This window comes from Gammaproteobacteria bacterium (assembly GCA_041395725.1).
Taxonomy (GTDB): Bacteria; Pseudomonadota; Gammaproteobacteria; order Pseudomonadales; family Pseudohongiellaceae; genus NORP240.
In genome coordinates, this window is record JAWKZW010000001.1 from 200,360 (window position 1) to 215,823 (window position 15,464).

Annotated in this window: 10 protein-coding genes; 4 read left to right on the forward strand and 6 right to left on the reverse strand. The window is 55.1% G+C overall.

Features of this window, described 5'->3' with window-relative positions; translation table 11 throughout:
• Positions 1-312: 312 nt before the first annotated feature.
• Positions 313-1,857 (reverse strand): glycoside hydrolase family 88 protein, encoded by a 1,545-nt coding sequence (locus R3F50_00860; GenBank protein MEZ5488854.1) that lies wholly within the window; start codon positions 1,855-1,857, stop codon positions 313-315.
• 263 nt (positions 1,858-2,120) lie between these two features.
• Between R3F50_00860 and R3F50_00865 the strand changes: the two genes are divergently transcribed.
• Together R3F50_00865 and R3F50_00870 are read left to right on the forward strand one after the other, a co-directional pair.
• Positions 2,121-3,194: a phytase gene (locus R3F50_00865; protein MEZ5488855.1), complete on the forward strand. Its 1,074-nt coding sequence runs from the start codon at positions 2,121-2,123 to the stop codon at positions 3,192-3,194.
• A 201-nt stretch (positions 3,195-3,395) separates the two neighbouring features.
• Positions 3,396-5,927 (forward strand): TonB-dependent receptor, encoded by a 2,532-nt coding sequence (locus R3F50_00870; GenBank protein MEZ5488856.1) that lies wholly within the window; start codon positions 3,396-3,398, stop codon positions 5,925-5,927.
• A gap of 48 nt (positions 5,928-5,975) precedes the next feature.
• Here the strand turns inward: R3F50_00870 and R3F50_00875 are convergent, their stop codons facing one another.
• Together R3F50_00875 and R3F50_00880 are read right to left on the reverse strand one after the other, a co-directional pair.
• A complete protein-coding gene (locus tag R3F50_00875; GenBank protein MEZ5488857.1) occupies positions 5,976-6,584 on the reverse strand; it encodes an FMN-binding protein in 609 nt (202 codons plus the stop codon).
• A gap of 295 nt (positions 6,585-6,879) precedes the next feature.
• A complete protein-coding gene (locus R3F50_00880; protein MEZ5488858.1) occupies positions 6,880-7,971 on the reverse strand; it encodes a carboxymuconolactone decarboxylase family protein in 1,092 nt (363 codons plus the stop codon).
• A gap of 175 nt (positions 7,972-8,146) precedes the next feature.
• Between R3F50_00880 and R3F50_00885 the strand changes: the two genes are divergently transcribed.
• Positions 8,147-10,042 carry an ATP-binding cassette domain-containing protein gene (locus R3F50_00885; GenBank protein ID MEZ5488859.1) on the forward strand — a complete coding sequence of 632 codons (1,896 nt, stop codon included), beginning with the start codon at positions 8,147-8,149 and terminating at the stop codon, positions 10,040-10,042.
• Between the two features lie 141 nt (positions 10,043-10,183).
• Here R3F50_00885 and ppsA read toward each other — a convergent pair whose 3' ends face one another.
• From ppsA to R3F50_00900, 3 genes are all read right to left on the reverse strand, one after another.
• A complete protein-coding gene (gene ppsA / locus R3F50_00890; GenBank protein MEZ5488860.1) occupies positions 10,184-12,601 on the reverse strand; it encodes a phosphoenolpyruvate synthase in 2,418 nt (805 codons plus the stop codon).
• A gap of 163 nt (positions 12,602-12,764) precedes the next feature.
• The gene (locus tag R3F50_00895; GenBank protein ID MEZ5488861.1) at positions 12,765-13,811 is read right to left on the reverse strand and encodes a class I fructose-bisphosphate aldolase; all 1,047 of its coding nucleotides are present in this window, start codon (positions 13,809-13,811) and stop codon (positions 12,765-12,767) included.
• Between the two features lie 355 nt (positions 13,812-14,166).
• The gene (locus R3F50_00900; GenBank protein ID MEZ5488862.1) at positions 14,167-14,316 is read right to left on the reverse strand and encodes a hypothetical protein; all 150 of its coding nucleotides are present in this window, start codon (positions 14,314-14,316) and stop codon (positions 14,167-14,169) included.
• A 488-nt stretch (positions 14,317-14,804) separates the two neighbouring features.
• Between R3F50_00900 and R3F50_00905 the strand changes: the two genes are divergently transcribed.
• Complete coding sequence (locus tag R3F50_00905) at positions 14,805-15,431, forward strand: hypothetical protein (GenBank protein ID MEZ5488863.1); 627 nt, start codon at positions 14,805-14,807, stop codon at positions 15,429-15,431.
• Positions 15,432-15,464 lie beyond the last annotated feature (33 nt).

Genomic DNA, 15,464 nt, shown 5'->3' on the forward strand with positions numbered 1-15,464 from the left:
CGCGATGTGGACCTGTATATTGACAGCCTGGATTTTTTTGCACTGGAGATTCTCCGCCAGGTATTCGCACGCTGCTACGAACTTGGCATTCCCGCTCTGCGGGCCGATGACCACCCGATAAGTGACCGCGTAGCTGTCTGTGGATGTCCTGTAGCGGGTCTTCCTCCAGACCGTCCAGAGTCAGGTAGCTGTTGTCCTCGTCCCGTTCCAGAACGGACTGAATTCAGCAAGAGACTCAGGACTCGGCGTGACTGTCGGTACCGTCTGCATGGTCAATCTATTCAGTCCGGGACAAAGGACTTCGGCCGCCAATCATTGGCGGGCATTAAAACTCCCTGCCAGCTCAATCGCCAGGTTCATTATCATTCCCCCGGCCCGATCATCCCGGCCCAGGATAGCTGATCTGTCCAGATAGGCGTCAAGTGACGACAGCTTACCAGTACTTATACAGACATCGATAAATTCATTGTCGACACTGGTCCGCTCTAACACCGCCGCCCAGATTGAGTCGACGACCGGCTGGTATTTCTCTGCCGCCAGCCAGCCACGATCCAGGCCGCGCTTTATCGCGATCCCTATCATGGCAGTCGAAGACAATTCCGAATACGAACCTGGAAAGTCGATAACCTGGCGCCAGAGCCCATCAGCATTCTGATAGGTCAGAAGCACATCCAGATGTGAAATATGGAAATCCATCAACCGTTTATAGGCAGGATGCTCTTCAGGAAGATCAGACAGAACCAGAGCAAGCCCCAGAGCAGGAAATGCATTACCACGACTCCAGGCTACGTCCGCCAATGGGGAATGCGAGTAGAGGCCATCGTCTCGAAGCAGAAGTTCCTGCATGTAATTCACATGCTTCTCGACCATGTCGAAATACTGCACATTCCCCGTCAGCCTGCCTGCCTTCGCAAGTAAAGGCGGGGCCATGAATACAGAATCACTCATCTCGCTGTGAAACGGCATGACTTCCTTCAGATTACCCTGTTCATCAAAGGCCAGAGCGGCCGCCCGCTCCACCAGTGCGATCGATCTGGGGTCGCGCGTCAGTTCTGCGTGCTCGGCAAACACGAGCTGGCCCGCCATGAGGGACGGATTGTCGATCTCAATACCGGACCCATCCAGATAGGCAGTCAACAGCGCTTCCACCTGCCCGACAAAACCCAGCCTCATTCGCCCGATCAGCCCCATGCCGGGCACATACGCGGGCGTAGAAAAAGCATGACCGTAGTCCAGAGCCAGCTGATGGGCCAGCTCTGCAGGCGATCTGCTCACCCTTCGTTCAATCACCAGGTGCGCGGGGGATTTCGCAATATCTCTGAACGCATTCAGCTTCTCAATTGTCAGCAGACCCTCTTCCAGTACCTGGACGGGAATCGTTCCTATTCCGGCCAGGGGAAAGTTTTCGGCCGCGTACTTGAATCCGCCGCGATCCATTCCGCCAATCACTACAAGATCCGGAGCATGTACACCAATCCACCGCCAGAGCGCATTGGACACGGGATACTCGGAGTACGCCTCTCCAACCGGAGGAAACGCCAGGTCCTCGGCATCAGGATTAGCGACAGGGATAACAATAAGGTTGACCGGTCTTTCCGGCGTATCAAGCCTGCCATACTGCTCCGCTAACAATTGTGCCTGCTCGGTTGATTGATCCGCCCCATTCAACCCGGCCAGATAAAGAATTCTTGTAGCTGACTGATCGCCCCCCTCAAATCCCTGCGCCTCGATAAGGGTACGGGACGAACTAAGCCCAACCTCCCAGGCTATTTCCTGGGCAGATGCCCGTGTAACTTGCAATACCGACAGCAGGGATAGGGATAGGGATAGCGCCAGCAACAGATTTCGCCTTGTCATTATCACTTTCCCCCTTCTTTGCAATTAACGGATCAGAATGGCCACTGCTTGTCATGGAGCGGAGTCTTTGACTGGCCCCTTGAACAGAATAAGCGAACTCTCTCTTTTCTTTTTAAGGACCCTCTATGGTCCTTCTAGGTCATTGTGCAGCGAACAGAATAAAAGGTCTCGATACTTCCGACAATAGTTCCCTGCTGTAAAAGCTCTGTCATACAGATCGTCTAGATTCGCGTTTCCATGTTTCTCTAACTGAGCTATCGTGAATGAACCGCAGAATTGATCCGTTTTTCGGCGCACTGGCCTGCATCCTGCTTAGTGCCTGCCTGGACCAGCCTACCGCACCGCCGCCAGCCAATGCAGTGGCTGTCACAGCCGTGCTGGAGACAATACCCGTTACCAGCGATGACGATGCGGCAGACGATCCTGTTATCTGGGTACATCCCGAGGATGCCGGCGCGAGCCTGATAATTGGTACCGACAAGCAGTACGGCCTCGAGGTCTATAACCTGGCGGGTGAGCGGGTGCAGTCGGTTCCGGCGGGCCGAACCAACAATGTTGATCTGCGTATGCTGGCGGATAACGATAGCTGGTCTGCTATCGCCGCCGCCAGCAACCGCTCCACCAACACCCTGAGTCTTTTCGGCATTGACAAGGAAGGAACGCTATCCTGGCTGCGGGAAAGTGAAATCGAGACCGGTCTAACTGAACCCTATGGACTGTGCATGTTTCAGAATTCCGATGGACTGCAGATTTTTGTCAATGACACGGACGGCAGCTACCAGCAGTGGCTGCTCACACCGAACGGCGAAAATACTGCTTCGCTTCAGTTTGACGCCAGGCTCGTGCGGCAGTTCTCCGTGTCAAGCCAGCCAGAGGGTTGCGTTGCGGACGATGCAAACCAGCGCCTGTTTCTTGGCATTGAGGAAGAAGGGATACGTGTTGTTGATGCCAACCACAGACGACCCGCCAAACTCCAGAGCATCGCAGAGATAGACGGCGAGATTCTGGTGGCTGATGTAGAAGGTATGAGTCTTTATCTGCAGGGAACAACAGGTTACCTGGTAGTATCCAGCCAGGGCAACTACAGTTACGCCGTCTATGACCGACTGCCCCCCTTCAGTTATAAAGGAAGCTTCATCATTGTTGATAACGAAGCGAATGAAGTGGACGGCAGCCAGGAAACCGATGGTCTGGATGTCAGCAGCCTGCTTAGAACTGCCACGTTCCCGGAAGGATTGCTGGTTGTTCAGGACGGTTTCAATACCAGACCGGACCAGGCTCAGAACTTCAAATACGTCTCCTGGCAGGCAATTTCAACAGCGCTGAATCTGCCGTAGGCGACCTGTTACGGTCCCAACACCTTGAACAGATGGAGCAATAACCCGCCAGAAAATTTGTAGAGTCGTCACATTCTTGTCATATGACAAAAATGTAATATCTGTTCTACCTGCCCCCATTTATTGTTACTGTAATGAAATCGTAATCTCAACCTCCTAACATTCCTGCTTTCATTCAACCTGTCTATCAAGGTGATTAATGTGAGCAGAAATTTCAGATTCGCCAGGAACAGTCTTACTGCAGCAATCAGTATGGCACTGGCGATTGACGCGCTGGGCCAGCAGCCAGTAAATCTTGACGAAATAGTCGTCGTTGGGAGCAGAGCCAGCCTCGCCAGCGCCATTCAGAAACAGCGCAATGCCAATTCGGTTGTCGGGGTCGTGGACTCCGATGCCATCGGAAACTTTGCCGACATCAACGTGGCAGAATCATTGAGACGTATATCCGGCATCATGGTTGAGAATGATCAGGGTGAAGGCCGTTACGTGTCAGTGCGAGGTTTGAATACTGACCTCAACGCCATGACGATCAATGGCGTCAGCACCACAGCACCGGAGGATCGCAGAGGCATTATCCTGGACGGTGTTCCCTCAGACCTGCTGGAAAGCATGACCGTTTACAAATCACTGACTCCGAACCTGGATGCCGACAGCCTGGGCGGTGCCATCGACCTGGAAACCATCACTGCTTTTTCCTATGACGACATGTTTATCCGGGTTAAAGCAGAAACTTCCCGCAATGAACTCACCAAAGACAGCAGCAACCCCGAACTGTCTGCTACGTTTGCCAATCGCTGGGATGTGGCTGGCGGTGAGTTCGGTGTGGCGCTGGTACTGAGTGACCAGACGCGACGAATCGTCGCCCACAACAACGAAAATGGAGGCTGGTCAGACGTCGCGCCAAATGACGACTATGAAATGCGTTTCTATGACCTCGAACGGGAGCGGGAAGGAGTTATTCTGAATCTCGATTACCGGACTGATTCGGGTAACAGTTTCTATTTCCACCTGTTTCACAATGAATACAAAGACACAGAGTGGCGGGCCAAGTGGGAAACCCGCGACGGACTGGAAGACAACGAGCCGGTGATTTCCGGGTCAGTATTCAGCTACGCTGATTCCAAAGTTGATACCGAAAGTCGCAATCGCACCGAGGTGCGTGAGATCACTTCCCTGCAGCTTGGCACCAGTTTCCAGCTCAATGATCGAAATCGGGTCGACCTCGAACTGTTCAGCTCTGAAGCAGAGCAGGATGATCGCGACCGCCAGACAGCCATCTTTCGCTCCAGCAGGGTTGCAAGTCCGATTACTTACGACAACTCCAACTATAGAAAGCCAACGGTCAGTTTTCCCCAGGAATTTTACAATCCTGACATTTTCAGCCTGAACGCCTGGGAGAAGGAAGGTGCCCTGAATACAGACGAGGATTTCGGCGGGCGCATCGATGTGTTTTACGACCTGGCTGCCACCACTGAACTGCAGTACGGGGTCAAAGCCCGCTTTCGGGAAAAGGTCAACGAGTATAATTTCTGTGGCTATGAGCCTGTCGATACTGTCCTGTTGAGCGAAGTTTCTTTTACAACACCTGACCGCTTCTTTAACAGTATTCCAGGCCCCACCCCCACTTTTGAACAGGCCAAGACCTTCATCAACAATCTGGGCACCGGCACTGTACCGCTTTCCGATGGCACTGCCTGTTTCAACCCCGGCACTTTTTTCGAATTCAGTGGCGATGAGGAGGAAGAGTCCATCCCGGCCGACTGGTACACCGACGAAGACGTGCTATCTGGCTACGTGATGGCGACCACGCAACTGGAAGATGCCACCTGGGTTTACGGTTTGCGTTACGAGAATACCAGCGCCACCTACCGGGGAAAGAAATTCGATGACGATGGTTTTGCCGGCTTCACCAGCTTTGACAACGACTACGGCTTTCTCGCCCCCTCACTTAACATAAAGTACAACCTGGCCGAAGACCAGATTGTCCGGTTCGGTGCATTCCGATCGCTGATTCGCCCAGGATTTCAGGAATCCAGTGCGGGCGCCATCATCGATACGGAAGACAATGAGATCGAAGGAGGCAATCCCGAACTGGATCCAACCACGGCGTGGAATTTCGATCTTACCTACGAATATTACCTGGGCCTGGAGACCTTCTTCGGTGCAGGGCTTTTCTACAAGGAAATCAAAGACCCGGTCGTGGAAGTTGAGTCTACTGATGCGGTGTTTCGTGGCCAGACCTGGGATGTCGCCGGCACTTTTATAAACGCGAATGACTCGGACATCTACGGCTTCGAGGTGTCGTTTCAGACAGTATTGCAGAGTGGATTTCTATTTGTTGCCAACTACACCTATTCTGATGGAGAAACAGATCTGCCGGCTGACTCTGTGAATGGTCAGCGCAGCATACCGTTCTTCAAGCAGGCCAAGCACACCGGTAACCTGTCCGTTGGTTATGACCAGGGTCCCTGGGATGTGCGTCTGGCAACCAATTACCGAAGCAAATACCTGGATGAAATTGGAGATGACAGCCCGTTTGATCGCTACACCGATGATCACATGCAGGTGGATCTGACCGTCAGGTATGCCTTCGATGACAGACTGATCATCACCGCCGAAGCAATCAATCTGAATGATCGGCCCGAGTATTATTACTTTGGCAACCGCAGCAGGCTTTCTCAGTATGATGAATACGGGACTACTTACGGTCTGGGATTTCGTTATAACTTTTGACAGAGAAAAGAAAAACGGTGGGAATTGGCCCACCGTTTTTCCTGCGACTTACCTGATATAGGCGTCAGTTACTTCCCGAACCGCCTTGCGGATACCCCTGGCGGCCGCCTTGGCGGAAATAGTTGCGTTGGCAATTCCGTCGATGTCCTTGTCGACCTGGAAACGGTCGGAGGCACGCATGCCGATAAATTGCTCTTCAAACCCCCAGGAAAAGAAATCACCGACGGTGTAGCGCAGTGATTCCTTGTAGTAGATCACCCGCAAGCCAACGATTTTGCCCTGCAGATCAATGCCGATCAGGGTATCGATCGGTCCGCTGTAGCCGTTGGGCTCGGGCGGCACGTCAGGCGTCACGATTGCATAACCGATCAATTCCTGTTCACCGCTGTCCTTGTTGGTTCGATAGGCCTTGTAAACCGGTGGCTCACCACCCTTTTCGGAGAAGCTTTCCGCCCCCGGGACCACCTGTTTGAGTAATCGCAGCGACGTGTGATCAGCATTGGCGGCCTCGACCCCTGCACGCAGCGTCGTTCCGCCAAAAAACTGATCCGCCAGTCTGCCTCCACCGTCGAATCCGGCCACTGCCAGCAACCCGGCCAGTAAAACGGCTTTGCGCACCATGCGGCGACCCTGTTGACTCCACTTACTGTTTTCCACTTGCTGCCTCTGCCCTACTCGACTCACTTGTCTCTCTTTTCGCGTCACTTAACTGCGTCCCATAGTTCTCCGGGCTTTCCGGACTCTCCGGACTCTCCTGGGTTTCCCGGCTTTCCGGGCGTTCCGGACTCACAAAGCTCACTGGATGCGCTTAGTACAGACCGGGCTTACTCAGCCCGACTTTCACACGCAGCCCAGGCAGTCACCCTGGTTTCCTTTGCCCCACCGGGTACAGGCAGGCCAATACCGATATTTGACCATTAAACAGGCGCCAGATCAAAACCGCCGCCGACAATTAGTCCTGATCCGGCAACGGGATACCGCGTTCCTGCAGGACTTCGGCCAGTACCCTGGAGCCATTGACCCCGGTCGGAAACCCCGAGTACAGCGTGACCTGCGCCATCAGTTCAGACAGCTCGGCCGGGGTAATGCCATTATCCAGGCCACGGCGCAGGTGCACCCGCAGCTGGTCGGTCTGATAAGCTGCCTGGGTCATGGCGATCGTCACCAGGCTGCGATCCCGGGGCGACAACTGGGGACGGGTCCAGGTCTCACCATAGACCAGGCCGTCGATAAGGGTATCCAGATACGGAGCACCCGGAAAACGTGCATCCGGCAGTTCCAGCCCACGGGCCTCGAACACTTCGGCGGCAACCCGGGCAGCATTCACACCGGTGGGGAAGCCGGCGTAAAAAGTGACATGGGTGATCACCTCGGAGATTTCATCCTGGGTGACCCCGTTATCCAGCGCCCGCCCCACGTGGTGGCGAACCTCGCTGGAAGCATAGAGTGCGGTGCCCACGGCCACCGTGATCAGGCTGCGGTCACGGGGGGAAAGCTCATCCCGTTGCCAGGTTTCGGCATAGACCAGCTGATTCAGCATATCCCGCACATAAGGTGTCTGCGGAAACGCATTGGGAAATTCATCGGTCGGGTTTTCCGGTAGTTCCCGACCAGAGGCGCCGGGCGGCGACATGGGCAGGCCCCGTTCCTGGAAAACCTCGGCGGCGACCCGAGCGGCATTGACACCGGTGGGAAAGCCGGAATACCACAGCACATGGGCAATGATTTCCGCGATCTCCGCCTGGGTCACGCCATTGTCCAGAGCCCGGCCCATGTGCAGGCGCAATTCGTTGGTGACATACAGTGCCTGGTTGACCGCAACCGTGATCATGCTGCGGTCCCTGGCCGACAGGCCCGGGCGCTCCCAGATATCCCCATAGAGTGTGGCATCGCGAATTTCACCCAGATAAGGGGCGGCATCATAGGCGCCGGGTGGTGGTGCTGGCTGCTGCGCCTGGAGGCCGGACTGCATGGAGAGCGTGGTAATACACAGCAACGTCAGCGCTGCAACTGAAAGGCGGGGTCTGGAATGGTTAACGGCCATGATCACTCTCTCCTGTTTTTAGTGGCAAGCGCAGAGAAGGTACTGCCGGACCGGCATTTTGTCCAATAATCTCCCTAAGGAACATCTGCTTGTTCCTGCTTCGAAAGCAGGGCAAATGCTGTACACTACGCGCCTCGTAAAAACCACTTCCAGTAATCACTTCCAGAGACAGCCCATGCCACTGCTTCGGCTCGACAAGGTCAGCCTTAATTTCGGTACCCATATTCTGCTGGACCAGGTGGACTTTCAGATCGAAAAAGGCGAGCGTATCGGCCTGCTGGGTCGCAACGGAGCCGGCAAGACTACCCTGATGAAAGTCATCGCCGGCTCCGTGCAGCCGGAAAGCGGTGAGCGCTGGCTGCGCCCGGAAACCAAAATGGCCTGGCTGGAGCAATCCCTGCCGGAGGGCGAACAACAGACGGTTTACGACATGGTCGCCGGCGGCCTGGCAGAGGTCGGCCAGCTGCTGGCCCGTTACCATCACCTGGTGGCCGACTACGAAAACGCTAACCTGGACGAACTGGAGCGTCTGCAGAGTCAGCTGGATGCAAAGCAGGGCTGGAGCCTGGGACAGAAAGTCGACACGGTCATCAGCCAGCTTGAGTTGCCGGCCGAAAAGCTGCTGGCAGAACTGTCCGGTGGCTGGCGCAAACGCGTAGCCCTGGCCCGGGCCCTGGTACGGGAGCCAGACCTGCTGCTGCTGGACGAACCCACCAACCACCTGGATATTCTCGCTATCGAGTGGCTTGAAAAACAGCTGGCTGATTTCCACGGTGCGCTGCTGTTGGTGACCCACGACCGTCGTTTTCTGCAAAGCGTGGCCAACAAGATTGCCGAGATCGACCGCGGACACCTGCAGGAGTTTACCGGCAGCTACGAGAGATTCCTGCGCTTTCGCGCTGAACAGCTGGCCGCCGAGGCCACCGCCAACAAACTGTTCGACAAGAAACTGGCTGAGGAAGAGGTCTGGATCCGGCAGGGCATCAAGGCGCGCCGCACCCGCAACGAAGGCCGGGTCCGGGCCCTGGAATCCATGCGACGTGAGCGCGGTGAAAGACGGGAAAGCCAGGGTAAAGCCAGTTTCAGTGCCAGCCAGGGTGAGTCCTCGGGAAAGATCGTGGTCGAGCTGAAAAACGTCAGCCACCGCTACGACGAGGTGGATGTCGTGCGAAACTTTTCGACGACTGTCATGCGCGGCGACCGGATCGGTCTGGTGGGTGTAAACGGTGCCGGTAAGACCACCCTGCTGAAAATTCTGCTGGGTCAACTGCAGCCCAGTGAAGGCGAGGTAAAGCTGGGCAGCAAACTGGAAGTGGCCTATTTTGACCAGTTGCGGGAACACCTGGACCCTGAAAAAAACCTGATCGACAATATCTGCGGCGGCCAGGAATTCATCGACATCAACGGCAAGCGCAAACATGCCATCACCTACCTGGGGGACTTCCTGTTCACCCCGGACCGTATCCGCACACCCGCCAAAGCCCTGTCGGGCGGTGAGCAGAACCGAGCCATCCTGGCGAAGGTTTTCAGCAAGCCCGCCAACCTGCTGGTGCTGGACGAACCGACCAACGACCTGGATATCGAAACCCTGGAGCTGCTGGAAGAGATTCTGCTGCAGTTCGAGGGAACGGTGCTGCTGGTGAGCCATGACCGACAGTTCATGGACAACGTGGTCACCAGCATCCTGGTGTTCGAAGGCAATGGCCGGATCACCGAACGGGTGGGCGGCTACAGCGACTGGATCGCGCACGGCGGCAGCCTGACGAAACTGGAGCAAAATCTGAAAAGCTCAACCAGTTCAGCTAAAAAGGCAGATCCTGACCAGTCGGTCAAGCCGGTCAAAGTTGAAAACCGTCGCAACCCGTCATACAAAGAAAAGAGGGCGCTGGAGCAACAGCTTAAACTCATTGGCCAGCTGGAGAGCCGGCAGCAGGAGCTGCAGGACGCCCTGTCCGATCAGGATTTTTACCGCCAGGACCAACAGCTGATCGACGCAACCCTGCAGGAGGTCGCCGACGTTCAGGCACAATTGGAAACTGCCTACATCCGCTGGGAAGAGCTTGAATCCTGATCAGCGGAACCTGCGCAGGCATAGACGGTAACCCTCCTTTTTTGTCGGGGGCAACAGTATCGAATGATACTGCTGAAATGTCGCGCGTGCGCAAAGCCAGTCTGTAAATTTCCCCCACCACTACCGTCAGGGCGATAAAGGTCAGATGCCAGGCTCAGGAAAGGCTATGAGTTTTTTACGACTCGCCTCAACATCCAGAACAAGTTGCGTCATTTTCAGGACGCTGTCGGGATTCAGGGCGATGGAATGAATACCCTGTTCTACGAGCCAGCGGGTAATTTCCGGAAAATCCGAGGGCGCCTGGCCACAGATACCGATGTACCTGCCTTTTTTCTTACAGGCCTTTATCGCCATTTCCATCAACAGGGTAACTGCTTCGTTGCGCTCATCGAACTGTGCAAGCAGCCCTGAATCCCGGTCCACCCCGAGAGTAAGCTGAGTCAGATCGTTGGACCCGATCGAGAACCCGTCGCAATGCTCGAGAAATTGGTCCGCCAGCAGAGCATTGGCCGGAATTTCACACATCAGGATGATGCGCAAACCGTTTTCACCCCGTTTCAAACCATGGTTCCCCATCAGCTCGATGACCTCGCGAGCTTCATCCACTGTCCGTACAAAAGGCAGCATAACCTCCAGATTGACCAGCCCCATTTCTTCCCGAACTTTCTTGACCGCTTCGCATTCGAGTAAAAAACACTCGGCAAACTGCTCAGAGTGATAACGGGAGGCCCCGCGAAAGCCCAGCATCGGGTTCTCTTCCTCTGGTTCGAAATGCTCGCCGCCCAGCAGTTTGGCATACTCGTTCGATTTAAAATCGCTCATCCGCACGATCACGGGTTTAGGAAAAAATGCCGCCGCGATAGTGCCTATCCCCTCGGCCAGGCGTTCGACGTAAAAATTCCGCGGGCCCGGGTATCCGGCAATGCGCCTGGTGATCTCAGCCTGCAGGTCGCTTTCCAGGCTGTCAAACTCCAGCAGGGCTCGAGGGTGAATACCGATGCTGTGACTGATAATGAACTCCAGGCGGGCCAGGCCAACCCCGTCATTGGGCAGGCGGCTGAACTCCAGCGCCCTGCCCGGATCGCCCGCAATCAGCATGATCCGGGTCTCGGGCCGCGGGAGCACCTCCAGATCGATCTCTTCCTTGCTGAAATCAAGCAGCCCTTCGTAGACAGTCCCTATTTCCCCTTCCGCACAGCAGACAGTGACCTCCTGTCCGTCTGCCAGCAGTTCCGTCCCATTACCGGTACCCACCACTGCCGGAATCCCCAGCTCCCTGGCAATAATCGCCGCATGACACACCCGTCCGCCACGGTTGGTGACAATCGCACTGGCCACCTTCATGACCGGCTCCCAGTCCGGGTCGGTCATGTCTGTCACCAGTACCTCACCAGGCTGCAGCTCACTCATGTGGCTTGCATCCAGAACGGATCTCACTTTTCCGGCGCCAATACGGGCACCCACGCTCTTGCCCTCCACCAGTACGGTACCTGTCTCATGCAGCGTATAGCTGACCTGGCGCGCCGTGCTATCGCCGGCATGCACGGTTTCCGGTCGGGCCTGCACCACGAATAATTCACCGCTGTTTCCGTCTTTAGCCCATTCGATATCCATGGGCCGCTGATAGTGCTTTTCTATGACCAGCGCATAACGGGCCAGCTGCAACACTTCAGCGTCACTGATGGCAAAGCGATTGCGATCCTGCATACGCACTTCGACGTTGCGAGTAGCATTGCCGGTCACATTGTCGTCACCATAGATCATCTTCAGGGCCTTGGCGCCCAGCTGGCGACGAATTATCGGCCTCAGGTCGTCCTTGAGGGTATTCTTGTAAACCAGGAATTCATCCGGATTAACCGCCCCCTGCACGACGTTCTCACCGAGACCGTATGCCGCGGTGATCATAACCACGTCCCGGAAACCGCTTTCAGTATCGAGGGTGAACATAACCCCGGAAGCGGCGAGATCGGAGCGCACCATTTTCTGTACACCGATAGAGAGGGCTACACTCATGTGATCGAAGCCCTTGTGAATTCGATACATGATGGCCCGATCCGTGAACAGGGATGCCAGCACACGTTTACAGGTGCGCTGTAGCTGGTCGATGCCCTGTACGTTGAGGTAGGTTTCCTGCTGACCCGCAAAAGAAGCGTCAGGGAGATCCTCGGCGGTTGCCGACGACCGGACGGCTACTTCCGGGTAGTTGCCGTTGTTCTCCTGCCTCAGCATCTCATAGGCCTGATTGATTTCACCGATGACCTCGGAGGGCATCTCACCATCCAGAATCCAGCCACGGATGCTGGCCCCGGTCCGTGCCAGGGCATGCACATCCCCGCTATCCAGTTCCGCCAGTGCCCGGGCTATCCTGTCGCGCAGTCCGTTGTGATCGAGGTACAGGTAGTAAGCCTCGGCAACGGTCGCAAACCCACCCGGAACCTTGACGCCCTCTGCGCTGAGCTCACGGTACATTTCACCCAGTGACGCGTTCTTGCCACCCACCAAGGGTACGTCGCGGATACCCAGTTCAGAAAATAATCTGATATATCTGAATGAAGACACAGTGTCGCCAACTCCTGACTAAGAGGCTGTTGCGAAAACGATAGGCACGCAGCCGGAACAAGGAAATAACTGACTTTAAGGCGCCGTTAAACAGCTTTAGAAGAGCATTCCGGGCCCGTCTTTAACACATTATTGGCCAGCGCATTAGTTCTTCGATGGTCTGCTAGGCGATAGTTATTTTCTTATCGAGGTAGACATCCTGAATCGCATTCAGGAGCGCGACTCCATCAGCCATCGGCTTCTGGAACGCTTTTCGGCCTGATATCAGACCCATGCCACCGGCCCGCTTGTTGATCACTGCAGTTCGCACCGCCTGGTGCAGATCATCGGAGCCACTGGGCCCGCCGGAATTGATCATACCGGTTCTGCCCATGTAGCAGTTGGCTACCTGGTAGCGGACCAGTTCGATGGGGTGATCATTGGTCAGCTTGTCATACATGCCGGGGTGGGTCTTGCCGAAACCGATTGCCGTAAAACCGCCGTTACATTCAGCCTGCTTCTGCTTGATGATATCGGCATCGATTGTCGCTGCCAGGTGATTGGCCTGGCCGGTGGTGTCGGCGGCGGTATGGTAGTCTACGCCGTCCTTCTTGAAGGCGGAATTTCTCAAATAGGCCCACAGTACCGTTGCCATCCCCAGTTCATGGGCCAGTTCAAAAGCCTCGCTGACCTCCTGGATCTGGCGGCGGCTTTCCACCGAACCGAAGTAGATAGTGGCACCCACCGCCACGGCGCCCAGGTCGAAAGCCTGTCGCACGCTGGCAAACAGAGTCTGGTCGTGGATAGTCGGGTACGTCAGCAGTTCATTGTGGTTGATCTTCACGATGAACGGAATTTTGTGGGCATATTGCCGCGCTACCGAACTCAGGACGCCCAGGGTTGAGGCGACCGCATTGCAGCCACCTTCGATGGCGAGACGGACGATATTTTCCGGATCGAAATACAGAGGATTCGGCGCGAATGAGGCGCCGGCGGTGTGCTCTACGCCCTGATCCACCGGCAGGATCGACAGGTAACCGGTGCCCCCTAATCTGCCCTGATTCATCATCGCGGCCAGCGAACGCAGTACCGAGGGGTTACGGTGCTTGTGACTGACCACCCGATCGAGGTAGTCGGGCCCGGGCAGATGCATTGTCGAGGAGGATATACCTTTGCAGTTATAGTTGAGCAGGTCGTCGGCTTCAGCGCCGAGTATTGTCTGTATGTCCATTCAAGTCACCCGTTGTTAACAGTTGAAGCATGACGGCAGCACCCGGCAGACTCCTGCCAGGCCGTTCCACTATCAGTCAGAGTCCTGAGTGCGTTGTAGCATTAGAGAAGAACGACGGGCTACCGAATTCTTCCGGCGTCGAACCCATAGTTTGACCTGGAACAAAAAACCCTCACTCTGTATCCCGGACTGGCTCTCGTCACGGCGAATATGGGACAGACAGCAATAGTCTGTGTAGCTGGAAGGGAACAGTAAAGAGTTGATGGTTTATTTAATGCCAGATTCTGACCGGGTCAGGGCATGAAGGGGCAGACAGACACTCCGCCCCGATGAGGATGAGGGTTCGTCCATAACCCTATTCGAGGGTTTGCTCAATCGCAGCCACCAACTGATTGCCCGGTAACTGCCTGTCGAAATGACCATTATGCACGGCAGCGACCAGCACCACGATGATGGGCAGAAAGGTTACCAGTCGAAACAGGTCAAGCGCTCTGAAATCTTTCATTTGTACCACCTCTGGCTGCAATGATTAGTTTTATGTTGCCTTGCCACTCAACCCTGTTGCTCGGCTTCCAGCCTGCCTGCAACCGGAGTTCGCTTGCAGGCCTTAAGTCCCTGTCGGGCTGAGTTCGCGGGTATTCCTTCCCTAGACAGCGCCTAGTTGGCAACTGCGTAAACCGCCAGGATAACAATCAATATCAATGAGTTATGCCAATTCTTCACGGTACTGGAGTTGGGGTACTGAAATTCTTCTGTTTTCATGGTTCTCGTATTTAACTGATTCAAAGTTGACTGTGTTTTTTAGCTGGACCCAGACGATGCCATACCCTCTGTTTCCATGGTTTGCAGAATAGTGAATTACCGACGGGCTGAATATGGGTCAACCGATCCATGTATATTTATACAGTATTTATATGCCGGGCAGTGACTCTGGCTACATAAACCCGGGCCTGTGCTATGATCGCCAACAAATAACAACAAAAAACTCTAGCCATGAAGCACTTCGAAAGCCGTCCGTCATTTTCCGGCTGCACCGCAGCCGATGTCGTCAAGTGGTACTACGACTGTGCCTGGAACACCATGAACGGGGCCAAACGAGCCATCGTCGCCCGCGCCGTTGACCTCTATATCGGTGAAATCGATGCCGAGCACCGCACGGTTCGATTCAATATTCCGGAAGATCCAGACGACGGGGACCAGTTTCTCGCCTGCAACAAAAAGAACATCAAGGTCATCGATGATTTCTTCGCCGATAATGCGGTGCGCAACAAGCATTTCCGTGACTCTCTTGAGGTCTTTGTGGCCCGGGCAATAGACGAAATATTTGAAACCGACTGCTGCGAAATCCTGAAGCAGAAGCTGTTCCCGGAAGAAATCGTACCCCACACTCAGGAGGAGCTCGATACGCTGTTGATGGAAACCAATTCCAGTTACACGGATGCGGTCAACGAATGTGTGCGAATTTTCCGCAACGGCCTGACCGATGACACTGAAGAAGAGTTGGAGATCCTGGAAAGCAAGCTGCTGAAAGCGCGACAAAAGCTGGACAAGAATGTCGGCGCCATAGAAAACGAGTTGCTGCGTCGCAAGCAGGTAAAAGACAAACCCAGAACGGAGTGACCAACCCCCAGCCGACCCCGGGGTTGTCCTGCC

Excerpts from the sequence above, each read along its gene's own strand:
- R3F50_00860 (MEZ5488854.1), bottom strand. The coding sequence starts at position 1,857 with ATGACAAGGCGAAATCTGTTGCTGGCGCTATCCCTATCCCTATCCCTG.
- R3F50_00865 (MEZ5488855.1), top strand. The coding sequence starts at position 2,121 with ATGAACCGCAGAATTGATCCGTTTTTCGGCGCACTGGCCTGCATCCTG.
- R3F50_00880 (MEZ5488858.1), bottom strand. The coding sequence starts at position 7,971 with ATGGCCGTTAACCATTCCAGACCCCGCCTTTCAGTTGCAGCGCTGACG.
- R3F50_00885 (MEZ5488859.1), top strand. The coding sequence starts at position 8,147 with ATGCCACTGCTTCGGCTCGACAAGGTCAGCCTTAATTTCGGTACCCAT.
- R3F50_00895 (MEZ5488861.1), bottom strand. The coding sequence starts at position 13,811 with ATGGACATACAGACAATACTCGGCGCTGAAGCCGACGACCTGCTCAAC.
- R3F50_00900 (MEZ5488862.1), bottom strand. The coding sequence starts at position 14,316 with ATGAAAGATTTCAGAGCGCTTGACCTGTTTCGACTGGTAACCTTTCTG.
- R3F50_00905 (MEZ5488863.1), top strand. The coding sequence starts at position 14,805 with ATGAAGCACTTCGAAAGCCGTCCGTCATTTTCCGGCTGCACCGCAGCC.